The following is a 16,746-nucleotide window of genomic DNA, read 5'->3' as shown; positions in this document are numbered from 1 at the left end:
AAATTAAATAAACATGAAAAGATTTTTGCCTTGGATTATCGGAGCAGTTGTAATTTTTGTAATTTACAGCTGGGTTAAAGGAATTAACAATACTGCAGTAACTTTAAACCAAAATGTAGAACAATCTTGGGGTGATGTTCAAACGGCGTATCAAAGAAGAAATGACCTTATTGGAAATTTAGTAAATACAGTAAAAGGTGCCGCTGACTTTGAAAAAAGCACGTTGACAGCAGTTATCGAAGCACGTTCTAAAGCTACTTCTGTAAAAATTGATCCAGCAAATATTACTCCGGAACAATTAGCTGAATTCAACAAAGCACAAAGCGGTGTGAGCAGTTCATTGTCTCGATTATTAGTAACTGTTGAAGCATATCCTGAATTGAAAGCCAACCAAAATTTCTTGAAATTACAAGACGAATTGGCTAGTACTGAAAATCAAATTCTAACAGCGAGAACGCGTTTCAACGAAGCTGTTAAACCATATAACTCTCATATTAAAACGTTCCCAAACAGCTTATTTGCTGGATTGTTTGGATTCAAAGAGAAAGCATACTTTAATGCAGTTGAAGGTGCTGATAAACCAGTTGAAGTAAAATTCTAAAGTTAGATTATTTAGACTTCTAGCTTTTTAGAAGTCTAAATAAATCAAATTTAAATTCAAGAAACAACCTTTAAAATATTTCAATGTCAAAAGTAGAAGATTTTTTAACCAAAGAAGAAGAACAAGAAATTGTTGAAGCTATTCGTATGGCTGAAAAAAATACTTCTGGCGAGATTAGAGTTCACATAGAAAAAACTACTTCCTTGGATGCGTATGATCGCGCCTTGGAAGTTTTTCATGAACTGAAAATGGATGAAACTGAGCTCCAAAATGGTGTTTTGATTTACTTAGCGGTAGAAGACAGGCATTTTGTAATTTGTGGTGATAAAGGTATTAATGATGTCGTACAAGATGATTTTTGGAATTGTACCCGAGACATTATGGTAGCAGAGTTCAAAAAAGGAGATTTCAAGCAAGGTCTTGTTGATGGAATTGCCAGAGCAGGCGAACAATTGCAAAAATATTTCCCTTGGCAAGAAGGCGATACAAATGAATTATCAAACGAAATATCTAGAGGATAATGCTATTACAAAAAAAGAGTACCCTAATTTCCCTGAAGCTGTTTGTATGTTTGCTATTAACACAAATTGGTTTTGCGCAATTTACCATTCCTGAAAAACCAACTTTACAAACTTCTGTTTATGATTATGCTAATGTTCTAAGCGCAACAGAAAAAGCACAATTAGAAGAAAAACTAATTAAATATTCAGATTCTACTACTACTCAAATTGTGGTGATTACCATAGAAAGCCTTAAAGGAGAAGATATTGGTATCCTTACTCCAAAATGGGGACATGCTTGGGGAATTGGTGGGACTGCAAAAAACGATAATGGTGTACTTATTTTATTGGCAAAAGCCGAAAGAAAAATATGGATTTCACCAGGATATGGCCTTGAAGATCGATTGACTGCCGGTATTGGTGGAGAAATTACACGAAACATTATTATTCCTGAATTTAAAGCAGGAAGTTATTACAAAGGACTCGATAAAGGAACGGATGCTTTATTTGATGTTTTCAAAGGAAAATACAAAGGAGAGCGAATAAAAAAGACAACCAAAGATAAAGGATTCCCCATTTTACCCTTAATCGTTATTGTCATCATTATACTGGTATTGATATCCCGAAACAAAGGCGGTGGCGGAAATTCCGGTAACAGAGGCGGCGGTATTGGCCCAAGTTTATTGGATGTCATTATTCTAAGCAGTCTTGGAAGAAACAGTGGCGGAGGTGGTTTCGGTGGAGGTTCATCTGGTGGTGGATTTGGCGGAGGCGGTTTCGGCGGAGGATTTGGTGGCGGAGGTTTCTCTGGCGGTGGATCTGGCGGAGATTGGTAGTATTGAGTCCGTATCTTTAAAAAATAATTACATCTGAAATTCAAAAAAACATAAATCAATTACAGTAAAATGCTTTCACATAAAGCCAAATACGCGCTAAAAGCCCTCTTATATTTAGCGCAACAAGAAGAAACCCATGTTTCTCGAACTATCGAAATTGCCGAGGCGGCCTCTATTCCAAAAAAGTTTTTGGAACAGATTTTATTGGATTTAAAACGTGGCCATTTCGTAGGAAGTAAACAAGGTAAATTTGGCGGTTATTATCTCCTAAAATCTAAAAACGACATTACTTTAGCCGATATTCATAGGCTTTTTGATGGTGCAATTGCTTTACTTCCTTGTGCATCATTAAATTTTTACGAACGCTGTTCTGATTGTGTCGATGAATCGGAATGCCTATTACGACACGGATTGATTACCATTAGAGAAGAAACTTTAAAGGCAATGGAAGGCATCACTATTGCTTCATTAGTAAAAAAATAAAAAAATATTTTTTAAACTCTACTAATTTTATAGAATTAATTATATATTTGCCCCAGATTTAATACATAATTAACAATCCAAATTTAAACGTATGAAAACGTACCAAAGTAAGTTTGCTTTATTGAATAAGCAACCCGGAAAAAATCAACTAATTGTAATTGAAAAAAAGAGCTGTCAAATGATGTGTATGTGTTAGTTTAAAAAAATTTAAATTAAATTCTACTAATTACATATACTTAATATAAATGAAAAATTCTATAAAAAATATACTTACTCTATTATCCGTTCTAACTTTCTCAATATCATTTGCACAAAACATTGAAGGTGTAGTTACAACAAACCAAAACATTCCGTTAGAAGCAACAAATATTGTTATAAAAGGAACAACTTCTAACACAATTTCTGATTCTAGCGGGAAATTTATAATAGACACAAAAGGAAAACTCCCTTTAACTCTTTTAGTTCAATATGTAGGATACAAAACTGCAGAAATAGAAATTACTTCTTTAGCAATACCTTCATTGCAAATAACGCTTATTGAAGAAAATGCTTTGGTAGAGGTGGTAGTTTCCTCAAGACGCCGAATAGAAAAAGTACAAGATGTGCCAATCGCAATATCAGTAATAACAGGAAAACAGGCAGAACAAACTGGAGCTTTTAACGTTAATCGCATAAAAGAACTTGTTCCATCAGTTCAATTATATTCTTCAAACCCAAGAAATACAGGTATTAATATTCGAAGTCTAGGCTCTCCTTTTGGACTTACAAATGATGGAATTGATCCTGGTGTTGGTTTCTATGTTGATGGTGTTTATTATGCCCGTCCAGCGGCAACCACTCTAGATTTTATCGATATCGAACAAATTGAGGTATTGCGTGGTCCGCAAGGATCATTATTTGGTAAAAACACAACTTCAGGAGCCTTTAACATTACTACTCGTAAACCGAGTTTTACTTCAGGTGCTGACTTTGAAGTGAGCTATGGAAATTATGCATTCCTACAAGCCAAAGCATCTGTTACAGGAGCATTAGGTAAAAAAATTGCAGGTCGTATCTCTTTTTCCGGTACGCAACGTGATGGTCTAATTGATAATGTCGCAACAGGAAGACCTACAAATTCCCTCAATAATCAAGGAATAAGAGGACAATTACTTTATACACCTTCTGAGAGAACCAATATTATATTAGCTGCAGATATTACTACGCAACGTCCAGATGGATATGCTCAGGTAGTTGCTGGTGTAGCGCCTACACAAAGAGCGCCTTATCGTCAATTTGATGCTATTATTGCTGATTTGAATTACCAACTTCCGAGTTTTAATGCGTTTGATCGTAAAATTGACCACGATACGCCATGGCGTTCCGGACAAGATATGGGAGGTATATCTCTTAATGTTGATACAAAAATTGGAAACGGAACACTTACGGCAACTACCGCTTGGCGTTTTTGGAATTGGGATCCATCAAACGATAGGGATTTTACAGGATTACAAGTGTTAGCAAAATCGCAAAACCCAACCAGACAAACACAAATAACACAAGAAGTACGTTATGCAGGTCAGCTTACCTCTAAATTAAGTGGTGTTGTAGGTGTCTTTTTTATTGACCAGACATCACAAACAGATGGTACAGAAGAATCCGGTAATGCTCAATGGAGATTTGCACAAAGCACCACCAGTAATTTATGGAAAACACCAAATCTATTTGAAGGTTACGGTATCAAAACCGATGCCCGCATTAGAGCTTCCAGTGCAGCAGTATTTGGTCAATTGGACTGGGCTATAACAGAACGTCTACACGTTTTACCAGGTTTGCGCCATAATTTTGACAAAAAAGATGCTGATTATAATCGTACAACATACGGAGGGCTTCAAACGAGTGATCCAGCGTTAATTGCTTTGAAAAAATTAGTTTATACAGATCAATCATTTTCATCTAACACTGACAACACTGACTTTTCTGGAAACATAACCGTTTCTTTTAAAGCTACTGACAAGATTAATGCGTATGCAACTTTTGCGAAAAGCTACAAACCTGTTGGAGTAAACGTAGCTGGATTACCTACTCTTGCCGGACAGCCAATTCTTGAACTTGCCGTAATTAAACCAGAAGAAGTAAATCATTATGAAATTGGAGTAAAAACATCACCGTTTAAAAACTCAATATTCAATTTAACCTTCTTTAATACCGATATCAAAGATTTTCAAACAAATGTACAGGCAGCAGAATTAGGTGTAAACCGTGGCTATCTTGCCAATGCAGATAAAGTACAGGTAAAAGGGGTAGAACTGGATGCGAGTTTTGTAATCAGCAAACATTTAACCATCAATGGAGCAGCAACATATACAGACGGTAAATATGTTAAATTTACAAATGCACCCCTTCCGTTAGAAGAAACTGGAGCGGCAGTATCTTTTAAAGATGTTTCCGGAACTGCTTTACCGGGTGCTTCGAAATGGGCAGGATCTTTAGGAGGAGAGCTTTCAGATAAAGCAAAATTCTTTGGAAATGCAGGAAAAATATTCCTTGGAATCGATTCTTATGCACGTTCTGAATTCTCTTCAAGTCCTTCTGCTTCAAAATATTTAGTAGTTCAGGGTTATGCCCTATTTAATGCTCGTTTAGGTTTCCGTGCAACAGATGGTTTGTCTGTACAATTCTGGGGACGTAACCTTTTAAATAAAGATTATTACGAACAACTATTGCCTGCCGGTGGAAATTCAGGACAATATGCAGGTGTATTAGGCGATCAAAGAACGTATGGAGTTACATTGAAATATTCATTATAATAGTTCCAAACTTTTAAATTATAAATACAAAAATACCGCAATTCGTTTTATAACGACTGCGGTGTTTTTAATTCAAACTAAAGTTTAAATAGATTTAAAACTAACTTCCGATTTGGAAATTAGAGACCAACTTCCATGACTCTATAATTCCAATTTAGAATCGCATTTAACATCCTGAACCATTTAATTAAAATATATGTCTCAGCCAGAAATAACAACTCCAAATTATACTTTACTGGATTTAATAAAATATTTTCTTAAACTGGGGACAACTGGTTTTGGAGGTCCAGTCGCTTTGGTCAGTTATATGCAAAATGATTTAGTTGAAACCCGAAAATGGATTAGCGAATCTGATTTTAAAGAAGGACTGGCTCTTTCTCAATTAGCTCCCGGTCCCTTGGCTGCTCAATTAGGCATTTATATTGGATATGTTCACTATGGCATTTTGGGCGCAACTGTTTCAGGATTTGCATTTGTTCTTCCCTCCTTCATCATGGTTATATTGATAGGAATAGCTTATCAAGCCTATGGAAGTCTACCTTGGATGCAAGCCATATTTTACGGAGTAAGTGCTGCCGTAATTGGAATCATCGTAATGAGTTCCTACAAACTTACCATCAAATCGATTAGTAAATTTGAAATTTCAGGGATTAAAAAAAACTGGTTACTTTGGTTTTTTTATATCAGTTCTGCTATACTAACGGCTGTAACTCAAAAAGAAGAGGTGCTCTTATTCATCGCTTTAGGTTTTTTATACATGGTTGTCAAAGCTCCGCCGGAATGGATCAAACGACCTAAAACAACTTCTTATTTTTTAATAGGTTCTGCTGGATTCTCTACTATAGAACTTGGAAAATTAGGTGATTTGGCCTGGTTCTTTACAAAAGCCGGAGCATTTGTTTTTGGAAGCGGGCTGGCAATTGTTCCATTTTTACATAGTGGAGTTGTCAATGAATATGGATGGTTAACGGAGAATCAATTTGTTGATGCGGTAGCCGTAGCTATGATCACTCCTGGACCAGTTGTCATTACAGTTGGTTTTATTGGCTTTTTGGTTGCCGGCTATAAAGGAGCTGTTGTTGCTGCGTTAGCGACTTTCCTGCCTTGTTATCTTTTTACTGTGATTCCTGCTCCTTATTTCAAAAAAATTGCCAAAAACCAAAGCATCAGAGCCTTTGTAGATGGAATTACCGCTGCGGTGATAGGAGCTTTAGTAGGAGCGGTAATTGTCATTGCCTCTCGTTCAATTATAGATTTTCCCACAATACTGATTGCTATAGGAGCAATATTAACTCTCATTTACACTAAAAAAATACAAGAACCACATATTATTGGTATTGCTGCACTCTTAGGTGTTTTACTGAAACTAATAGACACATAGTTCTAAATAAACGATGTAAATTTTGACAAATTAAAATATTTAATTGAAGTCCTTTTAAAAAAAAACACAACCCATAGAATTAATAGAGTTTTTGTAAATTTGCCAAAATTGAAATAAAACTCCGTGAAAACCATTAGAATCATTTTCTTTTTATTTGTAACAGTTCTCTGTCAAGCGCAAACGGAGAAGGATATAGATCATCAAAGCATTCTTTGGACACGATACAACAATCAATTGGTATTAAATGAAAAATGGTCTTTGCATACCGAGTTTGACAATAGAGTCTTTTTAAAACCAGTAAAAGAGAATTTATATGTCATACGAATTCAAGGCCGCTATAAAATCAACGAACATTTAGAAGCAGGAATTGGCTTTGCCCATTTCTCTGTTGCTACACAAGAACCTGAAGTTTCCTATGATTTTAAAATACCGGAATACAGAGGACAACAAGATCTTACTTGGAAGCTAAACGTTAATAAAGTAACATTGCTGCAACGATTTCAAGCAGAAGAACGATTCATTCATAATGCCAATAAAGAATCATTGTTACCCGGCTCTACATTTACATGGAGATTCAGATACAGACTTCAAGCCGATTACATTTTTTGGAAAAAAGAGAATCAATTTTTAAAAACTATTCTTTCAGATGAAATAATGTTCAATGCGGGAAAAACTATTATTAAAAACACTTTTGATCAAAATAGGATTTATGCTGCGCTACAATATGGCATAAACAAAAACATTGCATTAGAGTTGGGTTATCTAAACAGTTTTCAACGCCGAACCAATGGAATTAATTATTTCAATAGAGATATTATCCGATTCAGTATTTTTCATAAAATAAAACTCAAAAAAAAGGTTTAGAATAGTATTTATGACCTTTCGCTACCATGTATAATTAATGATTTATTTTAATTTTAAACATTGATTATCAATAGATTAACTAAATATTTTGAATTTTCGGCGTAACTTTAATAAAAAGATATAGCCATGAAAAATTTTGCAATTAAACTCGTTTGGTTTACTACCATTTATGTTTTTGTATTTGCCGGTTTATGTCAAACTAACGTAGCTTTGCCGGTAATAATGACCTTATATTGTGTTGGCATACCATTAATCTTGTTTATGGTTTATACCGTACTACATGATGATTATAAAACCACAAAAACATTTAAAGATTGGTACGGTGATCATCCAATGGAAACTTTGGAAGAAGATGAAAATTAGGAATATTATAATTTTATTAAATAACAAAAATCCCGATTGCTAGGGATTTTTTATTCTTATCAATTTCTGATTTAAATTTTCATTAGACAATATTAAAATTTATCTTACTTTGCTTTTTAAAACAAAATAATGCAACCACTTTGGGAAAAATCGTTTCATATTAACCCCCAGCGTTTCTTTGCCACCAATATAAACTTCAAATTTATCTGACTCAACTGCTTTCACAAATTTTTTGGCAAAAACACTTGTTGGCATTCCGTTTTGAGTTGCTTCATCATCTATATTTTGTTTTGATCCGTCTGCAGTCAAGGCATTTTTAGCTACATTAGTTTGAATAAATCCAGGGCAGACTAGTGTCACACTGATATTATCTTTTTGATGTTCCATTCTCAAAACATCAAAAAAACCATGTAAAGCATGTTTTGCACCACAATATCCGGAACGATATGGCGAACCAAATTTCCCCATCAAACTGGTAATGGTTACAAAATGGCCTTTCTTATTCTTGATAAAATGAGGTAATAATGCTTTTGTTAAGGCAATCGTCCCGAGATAATCTGTTTCGATTAGTTTTTTATCTACTTCAAAATCGGTTTCTACAATCAGCGAGCGCTGGCTAACACCGCCATTATTGATAAGCACATCCACTTTTCCAAAGACGGCAATGGCTTTTTCTGCATGATTTTTGGCGTTGTCAAAATCAACCAAATCAAAAGGTAAAATGGCGACTTCTGTGTTTGAACATTTAGATTTTACCGTTTCTAAAGCATCACTATTTCTAGCCGAAAGAATTAATTTGCAATTTTTACCAGCTAATTCATACGCTAAAGCCTCTCCTATTCCGCTTGAAGCGCCTGTAATCCAAACTACTTTGCCATTTATTGCATTCATATTTTTTCATAAAAATAAAAAAAGTTTATCGAGCTTTTACAAACTCAATAAACTTTCTATTTTAATTTAGAAATAAAAACTATTTCTCTCTGATATAAATATCGATTGGCACCCCCGAAAAGTCCCAGTTTTCTCTAATTTTATTTTCCAGATAACGTTTGTAAGGTTCTTTTACATATTGTGGCATATTGGCAAAAAACACAAATTGTGGTGTTGGTGTTGGCAACTGCATGCAATATTTAATTTTTACATATTTCCCTTTTGTCGCTGGTGGTGGGTATGCTTCAATCACTTTCAACATAAATTCGTTGAATTTTGAAGTAGCAATACGTTGCTGTCTGTTTTCGAAAACTTTCACGGTCGCTTCCAATGCTTTCAACAAACGTTGTTTTGTCAAAGCCGAAACAAAAAGAATAGGCACATCCGTAAATGGCATTAATTCTTCTCTGATTTTAGCTTCATAATCACGAGTCGACATCGTTTCTTTCTCGACTAAATCCCATTTGTTCACTAAGATGACAACACCTTTACGGTTTTTCTCCGCTAACCAAAAAATACTTTGATCCTGACCTTCAAAACCACGAGTGGCGTCAATAATCAAAATACAAATGTCAGCATGCTCAATCGCACGAACCGAACGCATTACCGAGTAAAACTCTAAATCTTCCTTTACTTTTGCTTTACGACGGATTCCCGCAGTATCCACTAAGTTGAATTCGAAACCAAAACGGTCAAATTTTGTATCGATAGAATCACGGGTTGTTCCCGCAATATCAGTAACAATATATCGGTCTTTACCAATTAAGGCATTGATAAAACTTGATTTTCCAGCGTTAGGACGACCTACAACTGCAAAACGAGGCAATGCAACTTCTTCTTGGGTTGGTTCTGGTTTTACTGGAAAAGCATCAATCAATGCATCCAATAAATCTCCTGTTCCACTTCCTGAAATACTGGCAAACGTGTAATATTCTCCTAAACCAAGGTTGTAAAACTCTACCGCATCTTTCTCACGCATCGCATTATCCACCTTATTTACAGCAAGTAAAACCGGTTTCGTTACTTTACGCAACAATCTCGCAACAGCATCATCCATTGGAGTAATGCCTTCCTCAACATCAACTACAAAAATGATAACATCCGCTTCATCAATAGCAAGTTCTACTTGTTTACGAATTTCGCCTTCAAAAACGTCATCCGACCCACGTACGTAACCACCTGTATCAATTACAGAAAACTCTTTTCCGTTCCACTCGCTTTTACCATAGTTTCTATCTCGGGTCACCCCAGATACTGAATCTACAATAGCTTCTCTTCTTTGTATCAGCCTATTAAAAAGGGTTGATTTCCCTACATTAGGTCTTCCTACTATCGCAACAATGTTATTCATAATATAAATTCAAATATTTTGCAAAGGTACTCTATTATTTTGTAATCTAAGCTATCCGTTTTTTGCGTGAAGGATAGCAGTAAAAATCCTTTGTTGCAATTCTTTTTGCAACAAAGATTGTAACGTATAGCCTGACCCTTGTGGTCACGCCCAAATTATATTATTGATTGTATCCGAATCGTTTTAACATATTTGCGTTGCTTCTCCAGTTTTTATTCACTTTTACGTACAACTCAATATGGATTTGTTTGCCAAAGAATTTCTCTAAATCGACACGGGCTTCCATTCCTACTTTTTTCAAAGCGGCACCTTTATGCCCTATAATGATTCCTTTTTGGGTATCGCGTTCCACCATAATCAAAGAACGGATTCTAATGATGTTTTCATCCTCAAAAAACTCTTCGGTAACAATTTCTACTGCGTATGGGATTTCTTTGCTGTAATTCAACAAGATTTTCTCACGGATGGTTTCATTTACAAAGAAACGCTCCGGTTTATCTGTCAATTGATCTTTTGGATAATAAGCAGGTGATTCCGGCAACAATTCAATGATTCTTCCAAAAACTTCCGGTACATTAAAATTCTGTAAAGCCGATATTGGAAAAATTTCCGCATTAGGAACTTTGGCAGTCCAGAAAGCCACTTGTTCTTCCAGTTGCGCCTGATTTGAATTATCGATTTTATTCAATAATAATAGAACAGGAATTTTGGCATGGATAATTTTATTAAAAAACGCTTCGTCTTTCAACTCTTGTTCTCCAATTTCCACCATATAAATCAGCACATCAGCATCTTCAAAAGCTGACTTCACAAAATTCATCATTGATTCCTGCATTTCATAGGCCGGTTTGATGATTCCAGGTGTATCTGATAAGATCATTTGAAAATCTTCTCCATTTACAATTCCTAGAATTCTATGACGTGTTGTTTGTGCTTTTGATGTGATTATTGACAATCTTTCTCCAACAAAGGCATTCATAAGTGTTGATTTACCAACATTTGGATTCCCGATGATGTTTACAAAACCTGCTTTATGTGACATTTCTATTATAATTTATTCCGCAAAGGTAGTCATATCAAGTCAATAGACGAAATAAAACATTTTTTAAAATTTTCGTTGGAAATTTAGAAATTCGTCGTACATTTGCACCCGAAACAACGCGGGATAGAGCAGTAGGCAGCTCGTCGGGCTCATAACCCGAAGGTCACAGGTTCGAGTCCTGTTCCCGCTACTAAGAATTTTATTGAAATTACAAACGCACATCGCGGGATAGAGCAGTAGGCAGCTCGTCGGGCTCATATCCGCCACGGCGGACACAGATTTAAGCCAAATGCTGTTAAGAATTTTATTAAAATACAAACGCACATCGCGGGATAGAGCAGTAGGCAGCTCGTCGGGCTCATAACCCGAAGGTCACAGGTTCGAGTCCTGTTCCCGCTACTAGAAAGCTTCAGAGAAATCTGGAGCTTTTTTTATGGAATAAACTTGAGGATGCAATAGCATCAACAACAACCATACTACAATTAATTATAGTTAGTACGATTATACCTATATTTGTTTAAAACATAAGTAGCATTCTACCACACTAAACTAGCTATATAGAGATTGCTTTTTGTAACAAACTCACACATATATAAAAGTCATCTTTAACTGCAACGGACAACACAACGACTACTATCAAAATGAAAATAATAAGCTGGAATTGTAATATGGCTTTTCGAAAAAAAGCGGAGTTTATTCTGAAAGAACAGCCAGACATTCTAATTGTGCCTGAATGTGAACATCCGGACAAATTAATTTTCAAAAATGATATAGCTAAGCCAACAGATTTATTTTGGTTTGGAAAAAATCAAAACAAAGGGCTTGGAATATTTTCGTATTCAGACTTTAAGATTAAACTTTTAAGTATTCACAATCCTGAATTTAAATATGTACTACCCTTATCCGTTAGCAACAATGAAATTGAGTTAACTATTTTTGCGATATGGGCTCAAAAACCTCAAAATCACGATTGCTATACAGAACAAATTTGGAACGCAGTTCATTTTTATAGCGACTTGTTGAATAATGAAAATGTAATTCTTGCGGGGGATTTTAACAGTAGTTCAATTTGGGACAAGCCAAAAAGAATTTACAACCATACTAACCTTGTTAACTTTTTAAAAAATAAGAATATCTATAGCACCTATCATAGTTTCCATAGTCAGACACAAGGAAAAGAAACCGCTTCAACTCTATTTATGCACCGAAAAATTGACAGACCATATCACATTGACTTTTGCTTTGCATCTAAAAATCTAATTGACAAAATTAAAAGTGTGGAAATAGGAGAATATGAAAATTGGACTAAATATAGCGACCACAAACCTATAACTGTGTCATTTGAAATATGACAATAGAAATAACAGATGTTTTGAGTTAAAGTGTGATTTATTGGAATTGTCATTTCGCATCATATTTCCTTCAAAGTCGAAAATTGAAAGATTACAAGTCAAAACAATCTAAACAAAAAAAAACCTGTGAAGCAAGCTTCACAGGTTTAGACAAACTAAGTTTATTAAAACAACTAAATATGTAATATCAAAGAGTAGTGCAAACTCTTTATTATTTCTAAATTAATCTTCAGAAGCAATAGCTGTATTTTTACCAGTATTCACTTCTAATAAAACCGCTACTCCCTTATCATTTATCATTGTCATATTTAACGTATCTAAAACCGCTAAATTTCTAGATGTTAATCCATTAAACATATTGTAAGAAATATTCATTTCTTTCAATTTATCTAATTTCTCAAGCTCGAAAGGTATCTGACCAATCATTTTATTATCAAACAAACTAAGATTTTCAAGTGATGTCATGTTTACTACTTCACTACTTAATCCTCCTGAAAGTTTATTACTGTTTAAAAGCAATGTTTTTAGCGTTTTTATTTCATATAATGAGGTCGGAATTTGCCCTACTATTTCATTATTGAATAACGAAAGTGTTTCTAATTGATTCAAAGCTCCTATTTGCGTTGGTAATTCTCCTGAAATGGCATTCATATACAATTCTAAATCTTTCAAATTACTCATTTCACAAATAGAAGAAGGAATTGTTCCTGATAATCTATTGAAAGAAAGATTCAATACTTTCATTTCTTTTAATTTCCCTATTGAAGAAGGAATTATTCCTGATATTTGATTTTTGTGTAAATCCAATTTTTGTAAACTTACCAGGTTTAAAATTTCTTCAGGAATTTCACCAATCAAATTATTATTGTCCAAGGCAATAGAAATCACTTTATCGTCTTGCAACGTAACACCATGCCAAGTAGAAATAGGTGATGCTAAATCCCATTTTACTTTCCACTGATCTCCATTTGTAGATTGATACAGTTTTACTAACGCATCTTTCTCAGATTGAGACACATCTGCAAACATTGAAAATGAAAACAAAAGGGTTAAAAATAGAGTAGTTATATTTCTCATAACGTTAGATTTATTTTTTTAATACACATAAAACTACACACTACGAAGCCAATCAGCAAATAAAATCGACGAACTACACTGTTTTGTGATTTTTATAGAGTTATATCTTACAAGAATGTTTGATTTTCTTAATTAAATATTAATTTGTTAAATTTGATTTACTAATCTTTAAAACCAATTTTATGGAAATCAATTTTCTGGCACTTTTTGTTGCTGCGCTATCTACACTTGTAGTAGGATTTGTTTGGTACAATCCAAAAGTTTTTGGAACCATTTGGATGAAAGAATCCGGTATGACCGAAGAAAAAATGAAAGGAGGAAATATGCTCTTGACATTTGGACTATCATTACTGTACGCTTTTTTCATAAGCTTTATAATACAAATGCTGACAATACATCAATTTGGCGCATTAGGAATGGTGGGAGGAGATCCAAGTATCGCAAAACCTTCTTACGAGGCTTTTATGGCAGATTACGGAATGGCATTCAGAACTTTCAAGCATGGAGCTTTACATGGTTTTATGACTGGACTATTTTTAGTATTACCGGTTATAGGAACTAATGCATTATACGAAAGAAGAAGCTTCAAATATACTTTGGTAACAGGTGGTTTTTGGATTGTATGCTTTATGATTATGGGAGGAATTATTTGTGCCTGGAAATAATTTCCAAAAAAAATAAAATAAATTTCGTCTTGGCATTCTTCAAAACGAAATTTATTTTTTTATTGAATTCCGTCAATAGCTTTGGCTAAATCTAAATCCTTATCGGTAACTCCGCTAGCATCATGTGTTGTCAGCCTGATTGTGACTTTATTATACACATTGAATAATTCCGGATGGTGATTTCTTTTCTCGGCCATCACTCCTACTTGCACTATAAAACCTAATGCTTGAGTAAAGTTTGAAAAGACAAACTTTTTCTCAATTCCATTATTAGCAAATTGCCAATCTTTAAGCGCTTTTAACTCTGGTTGAATTGTCTCTGCTGAATAGGTTTCCATAATGTACTTTTTAATTTATATAAAGTTAGTTAATTTCGAGACATTGAGAAATACTTTAACTTTATTAACTAATTTTGAAAAAAAATTACTCTTCAATTTTGACTACACCTTATTCTTTTAAAATTTATAGTGAGACAGCGCAACTTCCTTCAAACTGGGACGACTTAGCTGTTTCTACCATTTTTTTATCCAAAAAATACTTGGAGATTTTAGAAAAATCATCTCCGGAAAATATGGTGTGTCATTTTATTGGACTATTCGAAAATGAAACTTTAGTTGGGATTGCTCTCTCTCAATTTTTAGATTTAAACCTACTGGAATCTTTTGGAGATCGAGACAAATGCATTAAAACTACTGTTCGAAATTTAGTTTTCAGAAATTTCGGTTCTCATGTTCTTATAATTGGAAACAATATGCTAACCGGGCAAAATTCTTTTGCTTTATCAGAGTCTATTGATAAAAAGAAAGCAATGCAAACCTTGAGGTCAGCTACATCAGCATTGCAAAAAATATTTCAGTCTAAAGGCAAAAAAATCCATATAACCACTTATAAAGATTTTCACAAAGAAGACATTAGAAATTTTGGTATTCCTGAATTCGAAAATGATTATCAGTTTTCGACACAACCGAATATGATTTTTCACATTAATGAAAACTGGAAATCAGAACAAGATTACATTGACTCACTTTCAAAAAAATACAGAGATCAACACAAACGAGCCCGAAAAAAAGCAACCATTATTGAGAAAAGAAAAATGCATTTGGAGGATATCATTGCTCTGGAAGATACTATTTATGACTTGTATCTTCATGTGGCCAAAAATGCGCCTTTCAATACTTTTTTTCTACCTAAAAACCATTTTAGGGTTTTCAAAGAAATCTTTAAAGACAAGTTTCTTTTTTATGGCTATTTTATTGATGAAAAATTAATTGGATTTAATACTTTAATAAAAAATGGTGCTGTAATGGACACTTATTTTCTTGGGTATGACGAAAGTATTCAACGCGAAAAAATGCTGTATTTAAATATGCTGTATGATATGATCGCATATTCCATTAATAAAGGTTTTAAGGAAATTGTGTTTGCAAGAACGGCATTGGAAATTAAAAGTTCTGTTGGCGCAAAACCTATAAAAATGTATGGATTTATAGCCCATAGCAATCAAATAGTCAATTCGTATATGCCTAAAATATTTAGATATCTCGAACCTGAAACCAATTGGCAGGAACGAAACCCCTTTAAATAATCCCGCTGATTAAATTCGGAATAGCTACTTTCATTTGTTTGGGTAAAATTTCAATATTCAGATTTGTCTCGGTACCGCAATATTCCCCATCAATTTGAAAACTAACTGGAACATTTGTCCTAACCATTGCTTTATCTGTAGAAATTATTTCAACATCTTCTGAATCTAAAGGCATATTCCCTGAAATAATTTTCCCAAGTACTACCAAATCTAAATTTTTCAAAATAACTAATTCAAACTTTCCATCATCCATAACGCCATTAGGATTGATAGAAACTCCTGTACCATATTTTTGAGAATTCGCAATCACAATCATTCTTGCTGTACATTCTATTGTTTCAAAATCGCCTGTTATTGTTGCAGTAAAAGGATCGTCTAAATCAATCAAAGTGGTAACTGTTTGTATTGCGTATCCCCATTTTCCTCGAATACTACTATTTTCATAGTTCTTAATCATTTCTGCATTTACGCCTAAGTCGCTCAAATGGATACTTTTTTTCCCATTGATAGAAATCATATCTATTTCCATGTAGTCGTTATGAAATGCGATTTCTAGGTTTTCTTCGATTGTGGATGGCAAATTTAAATCAACAGCTAAACCATTGGCAGAACCAGCCGGTATAATCCCAATAATAACGTCATGATTTTCCATGGCTTCAGCAACCATTTTTATTGTCCCATCACCACCGGCAACAATAATTCGTTCCGGATTATAGGTTTCATAGAGCACTTTTATATTCTCAATATCAGAGGCTCCCGAAGTATTATAAATTACAAGATTTAAATTCTCGTTTCCTGCAAAAATTGTTGTCGCATCAATCAACTCTGATTTGTCAACATCCCCAGAGATTGGATTTACAACCAGCATAATATTATTTTTCAAACTTTTTCTTCTTTTATTGATTAAAAACAATTAATTTCAACAAC

The 16,746-nt window shown here is 34.1% G+C and carries 17 protein-coding genes and 2 tRNA genes; 13 read left to right on the top strand and 6 right to left on the bottom strand.

The features are described from left to right. The first annotated feature begins 13 nt into the window (after positions 1-13). From CLV00_RS07260 to CLV00_RS07225, 8 genes are all read left to right on the top strand, one after another. Entirely contained in the window at positions 14-601 is a 588-nt protein-coding gene (locus tag CLV00_RS07260; RefSeq protein WP_099714490.1) for a LemA family protein, read from the top strand. An 83-nt stretch (positions 602-684) separates the two neighbouring features. Then, positions 685-1,122 carry a TPM domain-containing protein gene (locus CLV00_RS07255; protein ID WP_099714489.1) on the top strand — a complete coding sequence of 146 codons (438 nt, stop codon included), beginning with the start codon at positions 685-687 and terminating at the stop codon, positions 1,120-1,122. After that, positions 1,122-1,937, top strand: a complete 816-nt coding sequence (locus tag CLV00_RS07250; protein WP_099714488.1) for a YgcG family protein — start codon at positions 1,122-1,124, stop codon at positions 1,935-1,937. The genes CLV00_RS07255 and CLV00_RS07250 overlap by 1 nt, the downstream gene beginning before the upstream one ends. Before the next feature lie 69 nt (positions 1,938-2,006). After that, positions 2,007-2,420: an Rrf2 family transcriptional regulator gene (locus CLV00_RS07245; protein ID WP_099714487.1), complete on the top strand. Its 414-nt coding sequence runs from the start codon at positions 2,007-2,009 to the stop codon at positions 2,418-2,420. A gap of 245 nt (positions 2,421-2,665) precedes the next feature. Beyond that, complete coding sequence (locus CLV00_RS07240; protein ID WP_099714486.1) at positions 2,666-5,209, top strand: TonB-dependent receptor; 2,544 nt, start codon at positions 2,666-2,668, stop codon at positions 5,207-5,209. 196 nt (positions 5,210-5,405) lie between these two features. Further along, entirely contained in the window at positions 5,406-6,590 is a 1,185-nt protein-coding gene (locus CLV00_RS07235) for a chromate transporter (protein WP_099714485.1), read from the top strand. Positions 6,591-6,713: 123 nt separating this feature from the next. Continuing rightward, positions 6,714-7,454, top strand: a complete 741-nt coding sequence (locus tag CLV00_RS07230; protein WP_099714484.1) for a DUF2490 domain-containing protein — start codon at positions 6,714-6,716, stop codon at positions 7,452-7,454. 126 nt (positions 7,455-7,580) lie between these two features. Continuing rightward, positions 7,581-7,817, top strand: a complete 237-nt coding sequence (locus CLV00_RS07225; RefSeq protein WP_099714483.1) for a hypothetical protein — start codon at positions 7,581-7,583, stop codon at positions 7,815-7,817. Between the two features lie 99 nt (positions 7,818-7,916). Here CLV00_RS07225 and CLV00_RS07220 read toward each other — a convergent pair whose 3' ends face one another. From CLV00_RS07220 to era, 3 genes are all read right to left on the bottom strand, one after another. Further along, positions 7,917-8,708, bottom strand: a complete 792-nt coding sequence (locus tag CLV00_RS07220; protein WP_099714482.1) for an SDR family oxidoreductase — start codon at positions 8,706-8,708, stop codon at positions 7,917-7,919. Between the two features lie 79 nt (positions 8,709-8,787). Continuing rightward, positions 8,788-10,098 carry a ribosome biogenesis GTPase Der gene (der, locus tag CLV00_RS07215; protein WP_099714481.1) on the bottom strand — a complete coding sequence of 437 codons (1,311 nt, stop codon included), beginning with the start codon at positions 10,096-10,098 and terminating at the stop codon, positions 8,788-8,790. A 160-nt stretch (positions 10,099-10,258) separates the two neighbouring features. Further along, positions 10,259-11,140, bottom strand: coding sequence for a GTPase Era (gene era, locus CLV00_RS07210; RefSeq protein WP_099714480.1), 882 nt, complete (start codon positions 11,138-11,140; stop codon positions 10,259-10,261). 117 nt (positions 11,141-11,257) lie between these two features. Between era and CLV00_RS07205 the strand changes: the two genes are divergently transcribed. From CLV00_RS07205 to CLV00_RS07195, 3 genes are all read left to right on the top strand, one after another. After that, positions 11,258-11,330: transfer RNA gene (locus CLV00_RS07205), tRNA-Met, on the top strand. Positions 11,331-11,466: 136 nt separating this feature from the next. Beyond that, positions 11,467-11,539, top strand: a tRNA-Met gene (locus CLV00_RS07200). 242 nt (positions 11,540-11,781) lie between these two features. Continuing rightward, entirely contained in the window at positions 11,782-12,492 is a 711-nt protein-coding gene (locus tag CLV00_RS07195) for an endonuclease/exonuclease/phosphatase family protein (protein ID WP_099714479.1), read from the top strand. A gap of 222 nt (positions 12,493-12,714) precedes the next feature. Here the strand turns inward: CLV00_RS07195 and CLV00_RS07190 are convergent, their stop codons facing one another. After that, positions 12,715-13,569, bottom strand: a complete 855-nt coding sequence (locus tag CLV00_RS07190; protein ID WP_099714478.1) for a leucine-rich repeat domain-containing protein — start codon at positions 13,567-13,569, stop codon at positions 12,715-12,717. A gap of 182 nt (positions 13,570-13,751) precedes the next feature. Between CLV00_RS07190 and CLV00_RS07185 the strand changes: the two genes are divergently transcribed. Continuing rightward, on the top strand, positions 13,752-14,234 hold the full coding sequence (locus CLV00_RS07185) for a DUF1761 domain-containing protein (RefSeq protein ID WP_099714477.1): 483 nt from the start codon (positions 13,752-13,754) through the stop codon (positions 14,232-14,234). 59 nt (positions 14,235-14,293) lie between these two features. On the opposite strand, the gene CLV00_RS07180 is transcribed toward CLV00_RS07185, so the two are convergent. Beyond that, complete coding sequence (locus CLV00_RS07180) at positions 14,294-14,572, bottom strand: 4a-hydroxytetrahydrobiopterin dehydratase (RefSeq protein WP_099714476.1); 279 nt, start codon at positions 14,570-14,572, stop codon at positions 14,294-14,296. A gap of 98 nt (positions 14,573-14,670) precedes the next feature. Between CLV00_RS07180 and CLV00_RS07175 the strand changes: the two genes are divergently transcribed. Beyond that, positions 14,671-15,819 (top strand): 8-amino-7-oxononanoate synthase, encoded by a 1,149-nt coding sequence (locus tag CLV00_RS07175; RefSeq protein ID WP_099716274.1) that lies wholly within the window; start codon positions 14,671-14,673, stop codon positions 15,817-15,819. Here CLV00_RS07175 and CLV00_RS07170 read toward each other — a convergent pair. Beyond that, positions 15,812-16,702 (bottom strand): diacylglycerol kinase family protein, encoded by an 891-nt coding sequence (locus CLV00_RS07170; RefSeq protein ID WP_099716273.1) that lies wholly within the window; start codon positions 16,700-16,702, stop codon positions 15,812-15,814. The two genes, CLV00_RS07175 and CLV00_RS07170, sit on opposite strands and share 8 nt — an antisense overlap. Between the last annotated feature and the right edge of the window lie 44 nt (positions 16,703-16,746).

The sequence above is a fragment of the Flavobacterium sp. 11 genome (assembly GCF_002754315.1).
Classification (GTDB): domain Bacteria; phylum Bacteroidota; class Bacteroidia; order Flavobacteriales; family Flavobacteriaceae; genus Flavobacterium; species Flavobacterium algoritolerans.
The sequence above is the reverse complement of the archived record's forward strand: the minus strand, read 5'-3'. Positions and strand labels throughout refer to the sequence as shown.

Coding starts and splice junctions, on each gene's coding strand:
- CLV00_RS07225 (WP_099714483.1), top strand. CDS start 7,581: ATGAAAAATTTTGCAATTAAACTCGTTTGGTTTACTACCATTTATGTT.
- CLV00_RS07260 (WP_099714490.1), top strand. CDS start 14: ATGAAAAGATTTTTGCCTTGGATTATCGGAGCAGTTGTAATTTTTGTA.
- CLV00_RS07235 (WP_099714485.1), top strand. CDS start 5,406: ATGTCTCAGCCAGAAATAACAACTCCAAATTATACTTTACTGGATTTA.
- CLV00_RS07195 (WP_099714479.1), top strand. CDS start 11,782: ATGAAAATAATAAGCTGGAATTGTAATATGGCTTTTCGAAAAAAAGCG.
- der (WP_099714481.1), bottom strand. CDS start 10,098: ATGAATAACATTGTTGCGATAGTAGGAAGACCTAATGTAGGGAAATCA.
- CLV00_RS07185 (WP_099714477.1), top strand. CDS start 13,752: ATGGAAATCAATTTTCTGGCACTTTTTGTTGCTGCGCTATCTACACTT.
- CLV00_RS07245 (WP_099714487.1), top strand. CDS start 2,007: ATGCTTTCACATAAAGCCAAATACGCGCTAAAAGCCCTCTTATATTTA.
- CLV00_RS07180 (WP_099714476.1), bottom strand. CDS start 14,572: ATGGAAACCTATTCAGCAGAGACAATTCAACCAGAGTTAAAAGCGCTT.
- CLV00_RS07190 (WP_099714478.1), bottom strand. CDS start 13,569: ATGAGAAATATAACTACTCTATTTTTAACCCTTTTGTTTTCATTTTCA.
- CLV00_RS07240 (WP_099714486.1), top strand. CDS start 2,666: ATGAAAAATTCTATAAAAAATATACTTACTCTATTATCCGTTCTAACT.
- CLV00_RS07220 (WP_099714482.1), bottom strand. CDS start 8,708: ATGAATGCAATAAATGGCAAAGTAGTTTGGATTACAGGCGCTTCAAGC.
- CLV00_RS07255 (WP_099714489.1), top strand. CDS start 685: ATGTCAAAAGTAGAAGATTTTTTAACCAAAGAAGAAGAACAAGAAATT.
- era (WP_099714480.1), bottom strand. CDS start 11,140: ATGTCACATAAAGCAGGTTTTGTAAACATCATCGGGAATCCAAATGTT.
- CLV00_RS07250 (WP_099714488.1), top strand. CDS start 1,122: ATGCTATTACAAAAAAAGAGTACCCTAATTTCCCTGAAGCTGTTTGTA.